Source organism: Roseivivax jejudonensis (genome assembly GCF_900172265.1).
Classification (GTDB): domain Bacteria; phylum Pseudomonadota; class Alphaproteobacteria; order Rhodobacterales; family Rhodobacteraceae; genus Roseivivax; species Roseivivax jejudonensis.
Map to the genome: position 1 here is coordinate 458040 of NZ_FWFK01000004.1, position 18971 is coordinate 477010.

General features: G+C 69.0%; 19 protein-coding genes and 1 riboswitch. Of the genes, 7 read left to right on the forward strand and 12 right to left on the reverse strand.

Annotated elements, in window-relative coordinates; all coding sequences use genetic code 11:
• The first annotated feature begins 35 nt into the window (after positions 1-35).
• A complete protein-coding gene (locus ROJ8625_RS13070; protein ID WP_085792322.1) occupies positions 36-638 on the forward strand; it encodes an ImuA family protein in 603 nt (200 codons plus the stop codon).
• Between the two features lie 35 nt (positions 639-673).
• Here ROJ8625_RS13070 and clpS read toward each other — a convergent pair whose 3' ends face one another.
• From clpS to ROJ8625_RS13090, 4 genes are all read right to left on the reverse strand, one after another.
• Complete coding sequence (gene clpS, locus ROJ8625_RS13075; RefSeq protein WP_085792323.1) at positions 674-985, reverse strand: ATP-dependent Clp protease adapter ClpS; 312 nt, start codon at positions 983-985, stop codon at positions 674-676.
• A gap of 82 nt (positions 986-1067) precedes the next feature.
• Positions 1068-1928 (reverse strand): inositol monophosphatase family protein, encoded by an 861-nt coding sequence (locus ROJ8625_RS13080; protein ID WP_085792324.1) that lies wholly within the window; start codon positions 1926-1928, stop codon positions 1068-1070.
• Between the two features lie 87 nt (positions 1929-2015).
• Positions 2016-4532, reverse strand: a complete 2517-nt coding sequence (locus ROJ8625_RS13085; RefSeq protein WP_085792325.1) for an ABC transporter permease — start codon at positions 4530-4532, stop codon at positions 2016-2018.
• Positions 4529-5221 carry an ABC transporter ATP-binding protein gene (locus tag ROJ8625_RS13090; RefSeq protein WP_085792326.1) on the reverse strand — a complete coding sequence of 231 codons (693 nt, stop codon included), beginning with the start codon at positions 5219-5221 and terminating at the stop codon, positions 4529-4531. Before ROJ8625_RS13090 ends, ROJ8625_RS13085 begins: the two co-directional genes overlap by 4 nt.
• Positions 5222-5239: 18 nt before the next feature.
• Between ROJ8625_RS13090 and ROJ8625_RS13095 the strand changes: the two genes are divergently transcribed.
• Positions 5240-5938, forward strand: coding sequence for an arylesterase (locus ROJ8625_RS13095; protein WP_085792327.1), 699 nt, complete (start codon positions 5240-5242; stop codon positions 5936-5938).
• A 1-nt stretch (position 5939) separates the two neighbouring features.
• Positions 5940-6551 (forward strand): SOS response-associated peptidase, encoded by a 612-nt coding sequence (locus tag ROJ8625_RS13100; protein ID WP_085792328.1) that lies wholly within the window; start codon positions 5940-5942, stop codon positions 6549-6551.
• A gap of 13 nt (positions 6552-6564) precedes the next feature.
• On the opposite strand, the gene ROJ8625_RS13105 is transcribed toward ROJ8625_RS13100, so the two are convergent.
• A complete protein-coding gene (locus ROJ8625_RS13105; RefSeq protein ID WP_085792329.1) occupies positions 6565-6771 on the reverse strand; it encodes a cold-shock protein in 207 nt (68 codons plus the stop codon).
• A 243-nt stretch (positions 6772-7014) separates the two neighbouring features.
• Between ROJ8625_RS13105 and ROJ8625_RS13110 the strand changes: the two genes are divergently transcribed.
• Positions 7015-7278, forward strand: coding sequence for a hypothetical protein (locus ROJ8625_RS13110; protein ID WP_085792330.1), 264 nt, complete (start codon positions 7015-7017; stop codon positions 7276-7278).
• 54 nt (positions 7279-7332) lie between these two features.
• On the opposite strand, the gene ROJ8625_RS13115 is transcribed toward ROJ8625_RS13110, so the two are convergent.
• Positions 7333-7899, reverse strand: a complete 567-nt coding sequence (locus ROJ8625_RS13115; RefSeq protein ID WP_085792331.1) for a L,D-transpeptidase family protein — start codon at positions 7897-7899, stop codon at positions 7333-7335.
• A gap of 323 nt (positions 7900-8222) precedes the next feature.
• Here ROJ8625_RS13115 and ROJ8625_RS13120 point away from each other — a divergent pair, with 323 nt between their 5' ends.
• Both ROJ8625_RS13120 and ROJ8625_RS13125 read left to right on the forward strand, forming a co-directional pair.
• A complete protein-coding gene (locus tag ROJ8625_RS13120; RefSeq protein ID WP_085792332.1) occupies positions 8223-8657 on the forward strand; it encodes an FKBP-type peptidyl-prolyl cis-trans isomerase in 435 nt (144 codons plus the stop codon).
• A gap of 98 nt (positions 8658-8755) precedes the next feature.
• Positions 8756-9589 carry a sulfotransferase family protein gene (locus ROJ8625_RS13125; RefSeq protein ID WP_085792333.1) on the forward strand — a complete coding sequence of 278 codons (834 nt, stop codon included), beginning with the start codon at positions 8756-8758 and terminating at the stop codon, positions 9587-9589.
• 13 nt (positions 9590-9602) lie between these two features.
• Here the strand turns inward: ROJ8625_RS13125 and metG are convergent, their stop codons facing one another.
• The 5 genes from metG to ROJ8625_RS13150 all read right to left on the reverse strand — a co-directional run bounded on the left by metG (position 9603) and on the right by ROJ8625_RS13150 (position 16933).
• The gene (gene metG / locus ROJ8625_RS13130) at positions 9603-11312 is read right to left on the reverse strand and encodes a methionine--tRNA ligase (protein ID WP_085792334.1); all 1710 of its coding nucleotides are present in this window, start codon (positions 11310-11312) and stop codon (positions 9603-9605) included.
• Positions 11313-11540: 228 nt separating this feature from the next.
• Positions 11541-14390 carry an aminomethyl-transferring glycine dehydrogenase gene (gene gcvP / locus ROJ8625_RS13135; RefSeq protein ID WP_085792335.1) on the reverse strand — a complete coding sequence of 950 codons (2850 nt, stop codon included), beginning with the start codon at positions 14388-14390 and terminating at the stop codon, positions 11541-11543.
• A 122-nt stretch (positions 14391-14512) separates the two neighbouring features.
• Positions 14513-14875, reverse strand: coding sequence for a glycine cleavage system protein GcvH (gene gcvH, locus ROJ8625_RS13140; RefSeq protein ID WP_085792336.1), 363 nt, complete (start codon positions 14873-14875; stop codon positions 14513-14515).
• A 51-nt stretch (positions 14876-14926) separates the two neighbouring features.
• Positions 14927-16066 carry a glycine cleavage system aminomethyltransferase GcvT gene (gene gcvT, locus ROJ8625_RS13145; RefSeq protein ID WP_085792452.1) on the reverse strand — a complete coding sequence of 380 codons (1140 nt, stop codon included), beginning with the start codon at positions 16064-16066 and terminating at the stop codon, positions 14927-14929.
• Between the two features lie 291 nt (positions 16067-16357).
• Positions 16358-16446: riboswitch (glycine riboswitch) on the reverse strand.
• Positions 16447-16453: 7 nt separating this feature from the next.
• The gene (locus tag ROJ8625_RS13150) at positions 16454-16933 is read right to left on the reverse strand and encodes an RrF2 family transcriptional regulator (protein WP_085792337.1); all 480 of its coding nucleotides are present in this window, start codon (positions 16931-16933) and stop codon (positions 16454-16456) included.
• A gap of 125 nt (positions 16934-17058) precedes the next feature.
• Here ROJ8625_RS13150 and ROJ8625_RS13155 point away from each other — a divergent pair, with 125 nt between their 5' ends.
• On the forward strand, positions 17059-17586 hold the full coding sequence (locus ROJ8625_RS13155) for a gamma-glutamylcyclotransferase (RefSeq protein ID WP_234984259.1): 528 nt from the start codon (positions 17059-17061) through the stop codon (positions 17584-17586).
• Positions 17587-17599: 13 nt separating this feature from the next.
• On the opposite strand, the gene gltX is transcribed toward ROJ8625_RS13155, so the two are convergent.
• On the reverse strand, positions 17600-18937 hold the full coding sequence (gene gltX / locus ROJ8625_RS13160) for a glutamate--tRNA ligase (protein ID WP_085792339.1): 1338 nt from the start codon (positions 18935-18937) through the stop codon (positions 17600-17602).
• Positions 18938-18971 lie beyond the last annotated feature (34 nt).

Consider the following 18971-nt stretch of genomic DNA (forward strand, 5'->3'; position numbering starts at 1 on the left):
TTGAGAACATTTGGTGAACACGCTATCTTTCCGCCATGCTCGTCGCCCCTCTCGCCCGCAAACCGCACGCCCCGCCGCCCGCGCTCACCCTCTGGGACGAGGTGACGCTGCCACTGGCGCGGGTGCACGAGATCTGCGGCCGGGCACGGCGCACGCTGGCGCTGCGGCTGGCGGCGCAGGCGGGCAGCCCGGTGATCTGGATCGCGCCGGCCTGGGGGCGAGATCCGCTCAATCCGCCGGGCATGGCGCCGCTGATCGACCCGGGCGAGGTAATCTTCGCCGCCGCGCGCCGCCCCGAGGATCTGCTCTGGGCGGCAGAGGAAAGTCTGCGGGCCGGCGTCGCGCCGGTGGTGGTCGCCGAGCTGCCCGAACCGCCGCCGCTGACTCCGGTCCGGCGGCTGCATCTCGCCGCCGAGGCGGGCGCGGAGATCGGGCGCTGCCGTCCGCTCGGGCTGCTGCTGACGCCGGGATCGGGCGGTGCGCCGGGGGTGGAGACGCGGTTCCGGATGGAGCCCGCCCATGCCGGCGGACAGGATCACTGGCGGCTCGACCGGCTGCGCGCGCGCATGGCGCCGCCCTGCGCATGGCGCGTGGGCCCCGGCGGGATCGAAGCGCGGCTCGAACCTGACCTGACCTGAGGCCCGTTCCGGCAGGCCGGACGCCCGCGCCGGTCTCACACCTCCTTTTCGGTCGTGAAGGCAAGCGGATAGCCGGCCTCGCGCCCCTTGTCGGTCGCGCGGCGCGCCTTTTCCTCGGCCACCTCGCGGGTATAGACGGCCACCACGCAGGCGCCCCGGCGATGCGCCGTCAGCATCACGCCGAGCGCCTCGCCCTCCGTCATCCGGAATACCGCCATCAGCACAGCGATCACGAACTCGCGCGGCGTGAAGTCGTCGTTGAGCAGAATCACCTTGTAGAGCGGCGGCTTCTCGGGCTTCGCGCGCGTCTTCGTCTCGGGCGTCGGGGTCGTCACGGTCTGGGGCATGGTGCGCCTCCTGTCCGGTGCCCGGCAAGTGTCGCCCACACGACGCGCCCGGTCCAGAGCGCGCGGTCCCCCGGACCAGCGGCTAGAGCAGCATCGACCAGAGATCGCGCAGCCGCTGCCACGATGCCTTGTCCGCAGCCGCGAGCAGGTAGCCGTCGGTCGTCCCGGCCCGGTAGTCCGACCCGTCGAGCATCGCCACGTGACCGCCCGCACGCGCCGCGATCAGCGCGCCGGCCGCGTGATCCCACGGCGACAGCCGCGCCGACAGCACGAAATCCACCCCGCCCTGCGCAAAGGTGCGGAACTCGTGCGCCGCACAGCGCAGCGACACCACCCGCGCGAGCCGCGGCAGGGTCTGGGCAAAGCTGTCCTGCTTGTCCCGCGGCAGCAGGTGCATCGTCGCATAGCCCGACATCTGCTCGAGCTGCCCGCCACCCGACACCGAAAGCGTCCGCGGCCGCCGGCGCGACTGCACCATCTCGGCTGCCTCGCCGGTCTCGGCCCAGACGCAATCGTCCATCACGGGGTCGTAGATCATCGAGAAGACCGGCGTGCCGAAACGCGTCATCGCCACCATCACTCCGAAGAGCGGAAGGCCGTTCGCGAAGTTCCACGTCCCGTCCACCGGGTCGATCGCGAAGCCGAGCGGCGCGTCGTTGAGCGTCGCCACGATCTCGGGCCGCGCGCTCGCATCCTCCTCGCCCACGATGGTCGCGCCCGGCCACATCTGCGCGATCCCCCGCGCGATCATCTTCTCGGCCTCGCGGTCGGCGTCGGTCACCAGGTCGAGCGGCCCGCTCTTCTGCTGGATGTCCTCGGCGCCGAGGCCGCGAAAGCGGGGCAGGATCTCGGCCCGGGCGGCGCGCCGCACGAGGTTCAGAAGACGTGTCTTCTGGGCGCGGCTGATCTCGGCGCCGAGCGGCGCGGGCAGGCTCTCGGTCATGGTCGGACGTCCCTTGTCGGCGGTGTCGCGCCCCGGCTTTAGGGGCCCGCGCCCGGGCGATCAAGACGATTGGCGCCCGCGCGGCGCTCACTCGCGCGCACGCAGGACCTGTGCGGGCCGCGCCGCGAGTGGTCGCCAGGCGAAGGCGAGGCCCGCCGCGAGCGTCGCCACCACGCCCCCCGCGACGATGCCGAGGGCCGACGGCCACACCGGCGAAAACGATGTCTCCATCACGAAAGTCGACACCGCCCACCCGCCGCCGATGCCGGCGAAGATGGCGACGAGCCCCGCACCCGCGCCCAAAAGCCCGGCCCGAAGCGCGAAGCTCGCGAGGATGCGCCCGCGTGCGGCGCCCAGCGTCTTGAGCACCGCCGCCTCGTAGGTGCGCGCCTGCTCGCCCACCGCGGCCGCGCCAATCAGCACGAGAAACCCGGTCACCAGCGTCGCCGCCGCGCCCCAGCGCACCGCCTCCGACACCCCGGCCAGCAACTCGGACACCCTGTCGATCGCGTCGCGCACGCCGATCGCGGTGACGTTTGGCATCTCGTCGGCGACCGCGCGCAGCACGTCGGCCTCCGCCTCCGCGTCGGCATAGACCGTCGAGATGAAGGTATGCGGCGCGTCCCGAAGCGCGGCAGGGTTCATCGCCATGATGAAGCCGATTCCGGCGGTCGAGAAATCGACGACCCGAAAGCTCGTGATCTCGGCGGTGATGTCGCGGCCGAGGATGTTCACGGTGATCTCGTCGCCGAGTTCCAGCCCGATCTCGGCGGCCTCCTCGGCGGCAAAGCTGACCTGGGGCGGCCCGTCGTATCCCTCGGGCCACCAGTCGCCCGCCGTGATCCGGGTGTCCTCGGGCGGGCGCTCGGAATAGGTCACGCCGCGGTCGCCCCGGATCACCCAGTGTTCGCCCGCCACGTCCTGCGCGGACCGGCCGTTGATCTCGGTGATGATGCCGCGCAGCATCGGCGCGGACTGCACGCGCGCGACCGCCGGATCGCCTTCGACGATCTCGCGAAAGCGCGGCATCTGGTCCCGCTGGATATCGACGAAGAAATAGGACGGCGCGACCTCGGGAAGATCCCGGCTGATCGCGGCACGCAGGTTGCCGTCGATCTGGCCGATGGCCGCCAGCACGGCAAGCCCGAGGCCGAGCGACAGGACGACGGACGCCGCCTCGTCGCGCGGTCCGCCGATCGCGCCCAAGGCCCAGCGCAGCGCCGGGCGCCCCCGCGCCGCCGGTGCCGCCCGCCGCGCCAGCAGGCGCAGCCCGGCGGCAGCCGCGACGAGGACCAATAGCGAGCCCAGGATCCCGCCCGCCGTCCAGAGCGTCAGTTCGACCGCGCCGGAGAACAGGATCGCCAGACCCACGAGCGCCACGAGCAGCACCGCCGTCGCGGCGATGTAGCGCGGCGCGGGCAGCGCCCGCGCCGAGGCCAGCGCATCGCGAAAGAGAGTGGCTGCGCGCACCTCCTCGGTCCGGGCAAGCGGCCAGAGCGTGAACAGGAGGGCCGTCAGGATCCCGTAGATCGCCGCCTCGGCCAGCGGACCGGGATGCAGGCCGAACGCCGCCGGCACCGGCAGCGCATCCGAGATCAGCGGAGAGAAGACGAGCGGCAACGCCGCCCCGAGGCAGAGCCCGATGATGATTCCCAGAAGCGCGAGCGCGCCGACCTGCAGGAAATAGGTCTGGAAGATCGTCGCCCGCGTCGCGCCGAGCGTCCGCAGCGTGGCGATCACGCTCGTCTTGCGCGCAAGATAGGCGCGCACCGCAGCCGACACGCCGATGCCGCCGACGGCGAGCCCCGACAACCCGACGAGGATCAGGAAGGCTCCCAGCCGGTCCACGAACTGCGCGGTGCCGGGGGCCCCGTTGCGCGCGTCGCGCCAGCGGATGCCGGCATCGCGGTAGCGCCGCTCCGCTTCGGCCGCGAGCGCGTCGAGGTCGGCACCGTCCGGCAGGTCCAGCCGGTACTCCGTCTCGAAAAGCGTGCCAGGCGACAGCAGGCCCGTCCCGTCGAGCGCGTCGCTCCTCACGATGGTGCGCGGCCCCAGGTCGAACCCGCCGCCGGCATCGTCGGGCTCGGTCTCCAGCCGCGCGCGGAAGGTGAAGTCCTTGTCTCCCAGCCGCACCGTGTCGCCCGGCGCGATGCCGAGCCGGTCCGCCAGGATCGGCGCCATCACCACGCCGTCGTCGGCCAACGCCTCCGACAGCGGCATCTCGGGCGACAGCTCGACCGCGCCCAGAAGAGGATAGGCGTCGTCCACCGCCTTGACCTGCGTCAGTCCGCGCTCGGCCCCGCCGTCGCGCGGCACCACGGCCATCGACCGGAAGTCCGCGATCTCCGACACCTCGTCGGAGATACTCTCGAGCCACGTGCGCTCGTCCTCGGTGGCGAAGCGATAGGTGAACTGCGCCTGCGCGTCGCCGCCCAGCAGCACCGCGCCCTGTTCTTCGAGCCCGGCCTGGATCGCGGAGCGCACCGAGCCGACGCCGGCGATCGCCGCGACCCCGAGCGCGAGGCAGGCGAGGAAGATCCGGAACCCGCGCAGCCCGCCGCGCAATTCGCGGCGCGCAAAGGTGGCCGCCGTCCGCAGGCTCATTCCGCGGCCCGGAGCGTCGCGCCCTCGGCCCGGCCGTCGCGCAGCCGCACGACCCGGTCGCAGCGATCCGCCAGCGCGGGCGCGTGGGTGACGAGGACGAGCGTCGCGCCATGCCGATCGCGCAGCCCGAACAGCAGATCGACGATCGCCTCGCCGGTCTGGCCGTCAAGATTGCCGGTCGGCTCGTCCGCCAGCAGAATCTCGGGCCGCGGCGCCGCGGCGCGGGCCAGCGCCACGCGCTGCTGTTCGCCGCCCGACATCTGCGAGGGATAGTGATCGAGCCGCTGCCCGAGCCCGATCGCGTCGAGCTCGGCCCGGGCCCGGTCGAAGGCGTCCGGCGCGCCGGCAAGCTCCAGCGGCGTCGCCACGTTCTCGAGTGCGGTCATCGTCGGGATCAAATGGAAGGACTGGAATACCACGCCCATGTGATCGCGCCGGAACCGGGCCAGCGCGTCCTCGTCCATCGCCGTGAGATCCTGCCCGAGCGCGCGCACGTCACCGCCCGTCGCGCGTTCGAGCCCGCCCATGATCATCAAGAGTGACGACTTCCCCGACCCTGACGGCCCGACGAGGCCGAGCGTCTCGCCCCGCGCGACATCGAGCGTGATCCCGTGCAGGATCTCGACCGGGCCGGCATTGCCCATCAGCCGAAGGGTCACATCTTTGAGCGAAAGAACATGATCGGTCATTCGGAGGATACGCGCCCTATGGTTTGCCTGACGCGATATGGGGCCGCGACGCGGCGCAGCAAGACGGCGCTCTGGCTCGTGGTCTGGGGCATGTCCGCCTCGGCGCCGGCGGCGCAGACGACGGAAATCGTCGCGCTCGGCGATTCGCTCACTCAGGGCTACGGCCTTATGGAGCAGAACGGCTTCGTCCCGCAGCTGGAGGCGTGGCTGACGGAGCGCGGACATGACGTGGACGTGATCAATGCCGGCGTCTCGGGCGACACGACAGCCGGCGGCCTGTCGCGCGTCGACTGGTCGCTGAGCGAGGAAACCGACGCCATGATCGTGGCGCTCGGCGGCAACGACCTGTTGCGCGGGATCGACCCGGCAGTCTCGCGCGAGAACCTCTCCGGCATCCTCGACGTCGCCGCGTCGCGCGACCTGCCGGTGCTGCTTGCCGGCCTCACCGCACCGGGAAATTACGGCGCCGACTACAAGCAGTCGTTCGAGGCGATCTTTCCCGACCTCGCCGAGGAATACGACGCGCGGCTGTTTCCCGATTTCCTCGGCCCCCTGCGCGAGGACGACGACACCGCGAGCATGCAGGGCTTCATGCAGTCCGACGGGATCCATCCCAACGCAGAAGGCGTGACGCGCATCGTCGAGGCGATCGGCCCCGAGGTGGAAGCGCTGATCGAGCCTGCGCCCGACGAGACTTCGGAGGCCGGGTCGAACTGACATGCCGGGGCGGCTCTTCATCGACGCGCCGCTGGCCGACGCCGCCCGCGAGGCCGGCGTCCCCGCCCCGCCCGCGGCGGAGCCGCGCCTCGATATCTCGCCCGGCGAACCGCTCTGGACGCTGACAGTCGACGGGTTTCGCGAGATGCGCTGGGGGCTGATCCCCTCGGGCCGCACCAACGCGCGCGGCCGCCCGGTTCTCGAGACGCTGATCAACGCGCGGTCCGAAACCGTGTTCGACAAGAGCGCCTTCGCCGGGCTGAAGCGCGCGGTCGTGCCGATCAATGGCTGGTACGAATGGACCGGCCCGCCGCGGCGCAAGACACGTTGGGCCCTGCGTGACCGGGACGGCGGCTGGCTGTGGTGCGCGGCTGTGTGGGACGAGTGGCAGGCGCCGGGCGGCACGAGGGTCGCGCAACTGGCGACTCTGACCTGCGCGCCCAACGCGGAGGTCGCGCCGATCCACGACCGCATGGGCGTCATGCTGTCGGCGGAGGCTATACGGACGTGGCTGAGGGGGGACGAACCCGAGGCGCGCGCGCTGTGCACGCCGCTGCCGGACGGGCGAGTGGCCGTGTCCGAGACGCCGGCCCCGGACACGGCACGCGGCTAGGCCGCGCGCAAGGTCACATGAGCTGCAGGTCGACCGCGGATTCGCGGCCGTCGCGGCCCGACTGGATCTCGAAAGACACTTTCTGGTTGTCCTGAAGACCGGTCAGGCCCGAACGCTCCACGGCGCTGATGTGAACGAACACGTCCTTCGATCCGCCATCGGGCGCGATGAAGCCGTAGCCTTTTGTAGCATTGAACCATTTGACGGTGCCGGTGGCCATCGTCGAACTCCTCTCGGAAGTGCTGCTGCCCGCGGGATTGCGGCAGAACGGCTCAGTCAGTGCTTGATCGAGGGACTGACGCTTCGGAGAGGACAGGTCGATAGAGATAACTTAGCGATCGCAAGTATGCGGAACCACCCGTCACGAAGCAAGACTGGAATACGTTTGCCGGCGGACTTGCCCTCCCCGCTCGGGACACCATCTGCTGACCGAACGTCGCACAGTCAGATCGGGAATGCTACAATGGACGGATCCACCATCGACGACCAGCGATTGGCGGACGCGGAGGCGCAGCGCGCCCGCTACGAGGTGCTCAAGGCCGAGTACGAGCGCACGATGAAGGTCGAAGTCGGCCAGACGATGGCGCTGCCTTATGCCGCAGCTGCGTATGCCGAAACGATGGAACAGACGCCGCTCCTCCAGAAGGCGAGCCACATCGCGCAGCTGGTCTGCATTGCCGCCGCCGGCGCGTTCCCGATCCTGCTCTTTTTCCACGTCGCTCTTTGACGCGAAACGGCGGGCCACCGGCCCGCCGCGCTCAGACTTCGACTGGGGAAGCGTTCAGAGAACCGTGACCTTGGTTCCCACGGGCACGCGCTCGTATAGGTCGATCACGTGCTCGTTCAGCATCCGGATGCAGCCGTTCGACACCGAGCGGCCGATCGACCGCGGCGCCGTCGTGCCGTGGATCCGGTAGAACGTGTCGCGCCCGTTCTGGAACAGGTAGAGCGCCCGCGCGCCCAGCGGATTCTCCGGCCCGCCCGGCTGCACGTAATCGTTGTCGACGAACCGCGAATAGGTGTCGGGCTCCCGCTCGATCATCTCGTCGGTCGGGCGCCAGGTCGGCCATTCCTTCTTCACCTGGATCACCGCTTCGCCGGTGAACTCGAGGCCGGCACGTCCGACGCCGACGCCATAGCGCAGCGCCGACCCCGGCTGATCGACGAAGTACAGGAAGTGCGCACGCGGCAGGATGATGATCTGAGGCGCGCCCAGATCACGTTTAATCGTCACGCGTTGCGGGCGAAAGACGGGCTCGAGTTGGAAGCCGCCGGACTGGGCCAACGCGGGCGCAGGCAGGGCGACACCGGCCGCGGTCGCGGCAAGGAAGTGACGGCGAGAAATCATGGCAGCACTCTTTCGACTCGGATCGCACGAATACTGGGCGGAACGCCGCGAGAGAATCAACGTCGCGACAGGCCCTCACGGCGCGGACATGGCACCCGCGCAACAATCAAACACCGACAACGGCCGGAATTTCCGGGTGACGTTGCGTGACCCTGCGCCGCGGCGCAGCGATCGCGCGCCGCCGATCCCTTTGCATTCTGCGGTCACGATGATTAGCCTTGCATGTGAACGTGACGCAGACAGCGCAGCGCGAGCCACCTGATGGGCCACCGACCCGTCAGCCTCGCCGTCAGAAACCCACCGCGAACCAGATTGGACATAGCATGAGCGAAGTCAAAGCGGGTGACACCGTTCTCATTCACTATACCGGAACCCTGAACGACGGATCGACCTTCGATTCGAGCGCGGGCCGCGACCCGCTCGAGTTCACCGTCGGCTCCGGACAGATCATCCCCGGTCTCGACAAGGCGCTTCCGGGCATGAACGTTGGCGACAAGAAGTCCGTCGCCGTGGCGGCCGACGAAGCCTACGGCCAGCGCAATCCCGAAGCGCTGCAGCAGGTGCCGCGCACCGAGATTCCGGACCACATCCCGCTCGATCCGGGCACGCAGCTGCAGGTGCAGACGCCCAACGGCCAGACCGTGCCGGTCGTCGTCGCCGACGTGACCGAAGAGCAGGTGACCCTCGACGCGAACCACCCGCTCGCCGGGCAGGACCTGACGTTCGACATTGAACTGGTCGAGATCAAGGCCGCCTGATTCGCGAGCCTTTCTCAACATTCACGCCGCCGCCCGGTTGACCCCGAGCGGCGGCGTTTGCATGTCGGGGTGTCACCGCGAACAGGAAAGCGGCCCTCGTGCCCAAGTCACCCCCGGTCGATCATCCCGTCATGCTGGAGCCGCGGCCACTGATCTTCGCGGACCGTCCGCTCGTCGTGGCGTGGACCCCGAAAAGCGCCTGTTCGACCGTTCTGATGTGGTATCTCCACCTCGAAGGCCTGCTGAACGCGGCAGCGTTCTACGATCCGTGGCCGCACCAGTTCAGAACGCGGGTCTACTACTCCTCGGCCACCTGGAAGCATCGGGCGAACGCCGTCGCAGACGCGGGCGGCACCGGCTTTTCGCTGCTGCGGGTCACGCGCGATCCGGTCAAGCGCCTCGTGTCCACGTTCCGTCACAGCCTCCGGAATCCGCAATTCCTGCGCATGCTCAGCGACGGGCTCGGACGCGATTGCGCGGAAACCGGACATTCCCTGCGTGACCTCGCCGAGGTGCTGATGCGGCACACGCTGACCGTTCCGACCGACGTGAACGTGCACGCGATCGCACAGACCCTGCCGCTTATGGACATGGGGTTCGACCGGCGATTGACGCTGAACATCGACACGCACGACATGGAGGCCGGGCTGAACGCGGTCGCCGCCGCGTTCGATCTGCCTGCCACGCAGTTTGCCGACATTGCGTACCTGCAGGAGGTCACGGGGCGGCATCACGCGCGGGACACGCCCTATTCCGGGGACATCCCGGTGGATGAGCGCCGGTTTTGCGCCGCCGACGCGGCGGCCTGGCCAAAGTCGGCGCTGGAACGCAGCGCCGCGGCACGCGACATCGCTCGGGCCCTGTACGCGACGGATATGGCGAACGTCTCCACCGACGACAGCGCCGGCCAGATCGCCTTTGCACCGCGTTGAGCGGTGACGCGCCTCAGCGCGCGCCGGCGAAGCGCGCCTGCCAATCCTCGCGCTCTGCATCCGTGATCTTTCGGAAGGTCACGTCCGGCACGGTGAACGCGTGGCCCGGCGACAGCGCCTGCAGGTCGGACTCCGGTTCGGAGGGCCAATCGGCGTCCTCGGCCTTCATCGCCTCCAGAAGCTGCGCCGACGCGTCCGGAATGAAGGGCGAGGAGATCACCGCGTAGAACCGGATCAGGTTCAGCCCCAGCCGGATCTGCATGGCCGCCGTCTCGGGGGTCTCCTTGAAGGTGGACCACGGCGCGGCTTCCTGCAGGTACTCGTTGCCTGCGACCCACATGGCACGAAGTGTGCTCGCAGCTTTCCGAACCTCCATAGCTTCCATCTGCTCTTCGTATTGAGCCAATTTAAGAAGCAAGTACTGTGAGAGCTGCCTCTCGGCATCGCCCCAGGCGCCGCCCTCGGGCACCACCTCGCCGAATTTCGAGCGGCAGAACTTGGTCACGCGACTTGCGAAGTTGCCGAGCACGTCGGCAAGGTCCTTGTTCACCGACGACTGGAAATTCTCCCACGTGAACTCGGCGTCGCTGCTTTCGGGCGCGTGGCTGAGGAGCCACCAGCGCCAGTAGTCCGACGGCAGGATCTCGAGCGCCTGGTCCATGAACACGCCCCGCCCGCGCGAGGTCGAGAACTGACCGCCCTCATAGTTCAGGTAGTTGAACGACTTGATGTAATCGACGAGCTTCCACGGCTCGCCCGAACCGAGGATCGTCGCCGGGAACGACAGCGTGTGGAACGGCACATTGTCCTTGCCCATGAACTGGGTGTAGCGCACGTCGTCGGCGCCTGCGTCTGTGCGCCACCAGCGCGCCCAGTCCGCCCCTTTGCCGGCCTCTTCCCATTCCTGCGCGCACGCGATGTATTCGATCGGCGCGTCGAACCAGACGTAGAAGACCTTGCCCTCCATGCCGGGCCAGTCCGCGTCCCCGCGCTTGACCGGGATGCCCCAGTCGAGGTCGCGGGTGATGCCGCGGTCCTGCAGGCCGTCACCGTCGTTCAGCCATTTCTTGGCGATCGAGGTCGTCAGGACCGGCCAATCGGTCTTTGTGTCGATCCAGGCCTCGAGGTCGTCCTTCATCGCCGACTGACGCAGGAACAGGTGCTTGGTTTCGCGCATCTCCAGGTCCGTCGCGCCCGAGATCGTCGAGCGCGGATCGATCAGGTCGACCGGATCCAGCTGCTTGGTGCAGTTGTCGCACTGGTCGCCGCGTGCGCTGTCGAACCCGCAGTTCGGGCACGTCCCCTCGATATAACGGTCAGGCAGGAAGCGGCCGTCCTGCGGCGAATACATCTGTGTCTCGCTGACCTCACGGATGAGACCGGCCGCGTCCAGACGCTCGGCGAAATGCTGGGTCAGGCGGTGGTTCTGCGGGCTCGACGAGCGGCCGAAATGGTCGAAGGACAGCCGGAAGCCTTCGGCCAGCTTCGCCTGGACCTGGTGCATCTCGGCGCAGTACTCGGCCACGGGCTTGCCCGCCTTGGCCGCCGCCAGTTCAGCCGGGGTGCCGTGTTCGTCGGTCGCGCACAGGAACAGGACCTCGTGCCCCCGCGCGCGCTGGTAGCGAGCGAACAGGTCCGCCGGCAGCTGGGAGCCCACCAGATTGCCCAGATGCTTGATCCCGTTGATGTACGGGATGGCCGAGGTGATGAGGTGCCGTGCCATGTCGCTCCGCCGCGTGGTCCTGAGGGTCGCGGGCGTCCTTAGCGGATCGGGTCCGAAGGGGCCAGTGGGTGCGGCATCGGCGCGGACCTGTGCAGACGGACGCGTACCGACCACCCGCGCAGCGCCGGTCGCCCGGAGCAGCCAGAACGACGAGATGCCCCCTCGGGCCGGACACCGCTCCCCGCAGAACCCGGCCTCGCGGAGCGCGACCGATCCGTCAGATGCTCCTCATTCCGCCGCTTCGGCGTAGTCCTCCATCGGCGGGCAGGTGCAGATGAGGTTGCGGTCACCAAAGGCGTTGTCGACGCGGTTGACCGGGGGCCAGTACTTGTCGACGCGGAACGCGCCGGCGGGAAAACAGGCCTCTTCGCGCGAATAGCTGCGCGTCCATTCGCCCACCAGGTCCTCGACCGTGTGCGGCGCATGCTTGAGTGGATTGTCCTCGCGGTCGAGCCGACCTTCTTCGATCGCGCGGATCTCCTCGCGGATCCCCAGCATCGCGTCGCAGAAGCGGTCGAGCTCGGCCTTCGTCTCGCTCTCGGTCGGCTCCACCATCAGCGTACCGGCGACGGGCCAGCTCATGGTCGGCGCGTGAAACCCGCAATCGACCAGCCGCTTGGCGATGTCATCGACGCTGACCCCCGCGCTGTCCTGGAACGGCCGCACGTCGAGAATGCACTCGTGCGCGACCCGGCCCTTGGGCCCGCGATAGAGCACCTTGTAGCCGCTCTCGAGCCGCTTCGCGATGTAGTTGGCGTTCAGGATCGCGACCCGCGTCGCCTGCGCCAGACCCTCGGCCCCCATCATCTGGACATAGGCCCACGAGATCGGCAGCAGCGACGGCGACCCGAAGGGCGCGGCGGCCACGGGCCCCGGCCCCTCGCCCGATAGCGGGTGCGACGGCAGGTGCTCGGCCAGGTGCGCCTTCACCCCGATCGGCCCCATGCCGGGGCCGCCACCGCCATGCGGAATGCAAAAGGTCTTGTGCAGGTTCAGGTGGCTCACGTCGCCGCCCAGTTCGCCCGGCTTCGAGATCCCGACCATCGCGTTGAGGTTCGCGCCGTCGATATAGACCTGCCCGCCATGCTCGTGGGTGATCGCGCAGACCTCCTTGACCGTCTCCTCGAACACGCCATGCGTCGAGGGATAGGTGATCATGATGCCGGCCAGCGCCTCGGAATGCTTTTCCGCCTTGGCGCGGAAATCCTCGAGATCGATCGATCCCATCTCGTCGCACTTCACCGGCACGACCTTCCAGCCGACCATCTGCGCCGAGGCCGGGTTGGTGCCGTGGGCGTTCACCGGGATCAGGCAGACGTTGCGATGCCCCTGCCCGTTCGCCGCGTGATACGCCGCGATGGTCAGGAGCCCGGCATACTCGCCCTGCGCGCCCGAATTGGGCTGCATCGAGATCGCGTCGTAGCCGGTGATCTCGCACAGCTTCGCGTTCAGCCCCTCGATCATGTCGGTATAGCCGCGCGCCTGGTCGGCCGGGCAATAGGGGTGCAGGTTCGCGAATTCGTGCCACGACAGCGGCATCATCTCGGCCGCCGAATTCAGCTTCATGGTGCAGGAGCCGAGCGGAATCATCGCGCGGTCGAGTGCCAGATCGCGGTCCGCGAGACGGCGCATGTAGCGCATCATCTCGGTTTCCGCCCGGTTCATGTGAAAGACCTCGTGCGTGAGGTACGGGCTGGTGCGGATCAGGCTCTTCGGCAGCCGGTATTCCTGCGCCTGCGGGTCGTCGCGGCGGTCGATGCCGAAGGCGCGCCAGACGGCCTCGATCTTGGCCGGGCGCGTCGTTTCATCCACCGTCAGGCCGATCTTGGTCGTGCCGACCGCGCGCATGTTCACGCCCTCGCGCACGCCGGCCTCGATCACCGCCTTCTGAAACAGCCCCACCTCGACCGTGATCGTGTCGTAGAAGCTGTCGGGCTCCACCGCGAAGCCGGCTTCCTGCAGGCCGCGCGCCAGCCGCACGGTCTTTCGGTGGATGCGTTCGGCGATGGCGCGCAGGCCCTTCGGCCCGTGGAAGACCGCGTAGAAGCCCGCCATCACCGCCAGCAGGGCCTGCGCCGTGCAGACGTTCGACGTGGCCTTTTCGCGGCGGATGTGCTGTTCGCGCGTCTGCAGCGCCAGCCGGTAGGCCCGGTTGCCGCGCGCGTCGACCGACACGCCGACGAGCCGCCCGGGCAGCGACCGTTTGTAGCCGTCGCGGCATGCGATATAGGCGGCGTGCGGCCCGCCATAGCCCATCGGCACGCCGAAGCGCTGGGTCGTGCCCACCGCGATGTCGGCGCCCATCTCGCCCGGGCTCTTCAGCACGCACAGCGCCATCGGATCGGCGGACACGATTCCGATCGCACTTGCCGCATGCAGCCGCGACATGTGTTCGGTCAGGTCCCGCACGTGCCCGTGAGTGCCGGGATACTGGAACAGCGCGCCGAAGACGGCCTCGGCGTCCATGTCATCGGGGTCACCGACGATGATCTCGATGCCCAGCGGCTTGGCCCGCGTCTTCACCACGCCGATGTTCTGCGGATGGCAGTTCTCGTCGACGAAGAACGCCTTGGCCTTCGACTTCGCCACGCGGCCGGCCATCGTCATCGCCTCGGCGCAGGCCGTCGCCTCGTCGAGAAGCGACGCGTTCGCGATCTCGAGCCCGGTCAGGTCGGCCACCATCGTCTGGTAGTTCAACAGAGCCTCTAGGCGGCCCTGGCTGATCTCGGGTTGGTAGGGCGTGTAGGCGGTGTACCACGCCGGGTTCTCGAGGATATTCCGCTGGATCGCCGGCGGGGTGATCGTGCCGTGGTAGCCTTGGCCCAGAAACGAGGTCAGGACGGTGTTCTTCTTTGCCGTCTGGCGCATCCACCACAGCAGCTGGCGCTCGGACATCGGCCCGCCGGTCTCCAGCGGCTCGGCCTGCCGGATTCCCTCGGGCACCGTCTGTTCGATCAACTCGTCGATGCCGCCGACGCCCAGGGTGGCGAACATCTCGTCCATTTCCGCAGGCGACGGCCCGATATGCCGACGGTTGGCGAAATCGTAGGGCATGTAGTCGGTGGGCTCGAACGTCATGGCTCTTCTCCCTTGACGCCGGGCGGCGCGCGCACCGCGCCCGGCTTCGGTGTTCTGCAGATCCGATGTCGCACGGCCGCTGCGCGGGCCGGCTGCCAGGCGCAGACGCGCGCCCGGCCGGACTAGCCGATGAAGTCCTTGTAGGCGGCTTCGTCCATGTACTCGTCGAGGGTCGAGAGATCCTCGACCTGAACCTTGAAGAACCACGCGTCGCCCTCGGGGTCGTCGTTGACCTTGGAGGGGTCGTCGACGATCGCGTCGTTCACTTCGACGATCTCGCCGTCGACGGGCGCGAGGATGTCCGAGGCGGCCTTGACGCTCTCGATCACCACCACTTCGTCGTCCTTCGAAACCGTGGTGCCCACGTCGGGCAGTTCCACGAACACCACGTCGCCCAGCTGTTCGGCGGCGTGCGCGGTGATTCCGACGGTGACGATGTTGTCCTCTTCGGGACGCAGCCACTCGTGTTCTTCGGTAAACTTCATCTGGTCTGTCTCCTGCTGGACTTGCCTGCCGGTCGAAGCGGCGTATCGGGGTCAGCGTTTGAAACCGGGGGGCACGAAAGGCAAGCGCACCACTTCGAGGGGCAACCGCTTGCCGCGGAGCGCGCCCCAGAGCCGGGTGCCCGGCGCGGCCATCGCCGCGGGAACGTAGCCCATCGCGACCGGGCCCTCGACGCTCGGGCCAAATCCGCCCGAGGTTATGTGGCCGACGGCGGTCGCCCCGTCCTCCTCGGCGGCAAAGAGCTCCACTCCCTCGCGCATCGGCGCCCGGCCCTCCGGTTTCAAACCGACACGCATACGCGGCGCCGCCTCGCTGAGTTCCCGCAGGATCCGCGCGTCGCCCGGAAAGCCGCCGGCGCGTGCGCCATTGGCGCGCCGCGCCTTGCCGATCGACCACGACAACGCCGCCTCGACGGGCGATGTCGCGGGATCGAGATCGTGACCATAAAGGCAGAGCCCGGCCTCGAGCCGAAGCGAATCGCGCGCGCCCAGCCCGATGGGGGCAACGTCGTCATGCGCGAGGAGCCGGCGGGCCAGTCCTTCGGCCGCCGCTTCGGGCACCGAGATCTCGAACCCGTCCTCGCCCGTGTAGCCCGAGCGCGACACCCACGCCTCGGCACCGTCGAGCGCGACCGTCGCAACATCCATGAACCGCATGTCGCGCACTTCCGGTGCCAGATCGGCCAGCACCGCTTCGGCGGCGGGACCCTGCAGCGCCAGAAGCGCCCGGTTGTCCAGCGCCTTGACGCTCACCTGCGGTTCGAGCGCCGCGCGAAGCCGAGCCACGTCGGCCTCCTTGCAGGCCGCATTGACCACGAGGAACAGGTGATCGCCGCGATTGGCGACCATCAGGTCGTCCTCGATGCCGCCCTCTTCGTTGGTGAAGACCGCGTAGCGCTGCCGCCCTTCGCCGAGCCCTCGGATATCCGCGGGCACCAGCCGCTCCAGCGCCTCTGCCGGGTCGGCGCCGCGATCGCGCAGGACGACCTGCCCCATGTGGCTGACGTCGAACAGCCCGGCGCGGCTCCGCGTGTGGAGATGCTCCGTCTTTACCCCGGAGGGATATTGCACCGGCATCTCGTAGCCGGCGAACGGCACCATCTTCGCGCCGAGCTCGAGGTGCAGCGCGTGCAGCGGCGTGCGGGCGAGCCCGCCCGTATCGTCCTCTGGCATCTGGGCCTGCTGCTGCGCCGATGCGCCGGAATGCCCTTCCGGCCCGTGCGCCACGCCGCAGCCGCAGATCTCGCGCGTTTCGAATCCGTTGTAGCGGTCGCCGTCTCCGGTCATGTGCCCCTCGCCCGCGTCCGTTCGCATGCCCGCGGCGGCCGAATGCCGACACCGGGCGCATCACGTCGGCGGCCCGTCACGGACCGCCGATCATCGCGCCCCCTCTGTCCATCCGCCTGAGATCGTTATCCCTTCGGCGGGCGCGCGGCCCCTGGCCCGCGCCTCTCTCCAGAGTGTGTCACCGCGACGGTCCGTCTGGCCTGAGAGTTTCCGGGGCGGTTGCTCCTTCGGCACCGGCCTGGCGCCGGTTCTCCCATCGCGGTCGAGGCGAAGCTAGCCGACGGCCCGCCCGGTTGCAACCGGGCGCATGCGTTCGGGCTCGGCCCGGTCGAAGATGGTCAGAAGTTCATCGTTCCCGGCAATGAGGGAGTCGAGCGTGATCGAGTCGAGCACCTGGTAGAACGCCTGTCCCGCCAGCGCGAGCGCCGGACGCAGCCGGCAGGCCTCGACCAACGGGCAGGTGTTGCTCTCGATCGCGAAGCACTCGGCGATCGGCACGCCGGATTCGAACACGCGGAACACCGCGCCGATATGGATCTCGGATGCCGGTCGACCCAGCGCGATGCCGCCGTAGCGCCCGCGCCATGTCCGCAGATACCCCATCTGCGCAAGCTGGTTGACGATCTGCCCGAGGTGATGCTCCGACGCGTTGCAGGCCTCGGCGATCGCGCTCTTGGTGATGCGCTTGTCCGGGTTGCTGCCGCAATACATCAGGATGCGCATCGCAATGTTCGCACGCTTCGTGATACGCATCGGAAAACCCTCGAAACCCCCTGACGATCGACCCAAGGGTCAATCGCCGAATTGCTATAGCACATAAAGGTATGTTCGCACCATCAAATCAAGGCGTTCCGACGCACTTCTTCGGGTATGGCAGTTTGGTCAACACGCGCACCCACCAGAACCGTCCGGCGGCGGTCGCGCAGCTGCGCGGGTGGCGGCGCGGATGGCGCACACCGCCCGGCAGCGAGGTCGCGGTCCTGACCGCGCTGCCTGATCCCGAGGCCGAGATCGAGGGCCTTGTCGCCGCGGTGGCACCGGCGGACTGGGCCGCGCTTCACGCCCGCGAGGCGCATTACGACCTGCACGACGTATCGACGAGCACCCGGCACGACACCGGGACAGAGTCTCGGATCGGCCTCTACGCGGTGCCCGACCGGCACGGCCGCGCCGCCGCCGCGCCGATCCTGCTCAGCTATCTCGACGTGGTGGCGCAGGGGTATCTCGATCACTTTGGGCCCGAGGGCCTCGCGCGGTTCGTCGAAACGACCGAGGGCTGGGAAACGCCGGTGACCGATGATCGCGCCGCGCCGCGCTATCCGCGCGCGCAGCCGCTGGCCGACGACACCCGCGCCGCGGTCGACGCGCTCCTGTCCGGGCTCGGCGCCCGCATCCTCAGGGGCTGAGCCGGCGCAGGCGTCACGCCTGCGACAGCTTCCGCGCCGGATGCACCTGCAGAAGCGGAAGCACGTCGGCCATCTCCGGCCCGCGCTCCTGTCCCGTCACGGCAAGGCGCAGCGGCATGAAGAGCCCCCGGCCCTTGCGGCCGGTGCGCTCTTTGACCTCGGAGGTCCAGGCGCCCCACGTCTCGGCGGAGTAGGGCGGGTCGGGCAACAGCGCGAGCGCCTCGGCGACGAACGCGCGGTCCTCCTCGGCGACGCGCGGCTCCGCCCCTTCGGAAAACAGCCGCCACCAGCCCGCGAGTTCGGCGCGCGTGGTGATGTTCTCGCGCGTGACCTGCCAGAACAGCGGCGCGCGGTCGTCGGGCACGCCGAGCGCGCGGATCTCGTCGGCCATCGCCTCGTAGGGCAGCGCGTGCAGGCGCCGGGCCGTCAGCGGATAGAGGTCGTTCACGTCGAACTTCGTGGGCGCCGAGCCGAACTGCGACAGCTCGAACCCTTCCGCGATCTCCTCGAGCGAGGTGCGCAGCTCCACCGGCTGGCTCGACCCGAGACGCGCCATCAGCGACAGCAGCGCCTCCGGCTCGATCCCGTTTTCGCGCAGATCCTTGAGCGCGAGCGAGCCCAGCCGCTTCGACAGCCCCTCCCCCTGCGGCCCGGTCAGGAGCGAATGGTGCGCGAAGGTCGGGTGATCGTGACCGAGCGCGGCCATGATCTGGATCTGCGTCGCGGTGTTGGTGACGTGGTCGGAGCCCCGCACCACGTGCGTCACGCCCATCTCGGAATCGTCGACCACCGACGCCAGCGTGTAGAGCACCTGCCCGTCGCCGCGGATCAGCACCGGGTCGGACACGCTCGCCGCGTCGATCGAGATCTCTCCGAGGATGCCGTCCTGCCAGACGATCCGCTCGTGATCGAGCTTGAAGCGCCAGTGCCCGTCGCCACGCTCGGCCCGCAGGCTCGCCTTGTCGTCCTCCGACAATGCCAGCGCCGCGCGGTCGTAGACCGGCGGGCGGCCCATGTTGAGCTGCTTCTTGCGCTTGAGGTCGAGCTCCGTCGGCGTCTCGAACGCCTCGTAGAACCGGCCCTTGTCGCGCAGGGCATCGGCCGCCGCCGCGTAGCGGTCGAGCCGAAGCGACTGGCGCTCGATCCGGTCCCAGCCCAGCCCGAGCCAGTCGAGGTCGCGCTTGATGCCGTCGACGAACTCCTCCTTCGACCGATCCGGATCTGTGTCGTCGATCCGCAGGATGAAGGTGCCGCCCGCCTTCTTGGCGATCAGGTAGTTGAACAGCGCCGTGCGCAGGTTGCCCACGTGGATGTGGCCGGTCGGCGACGGGGCGAAGCGGGTGGTGGTCATGGATCGGCTCCTCGGAACGCGCCCGCTCTGACCA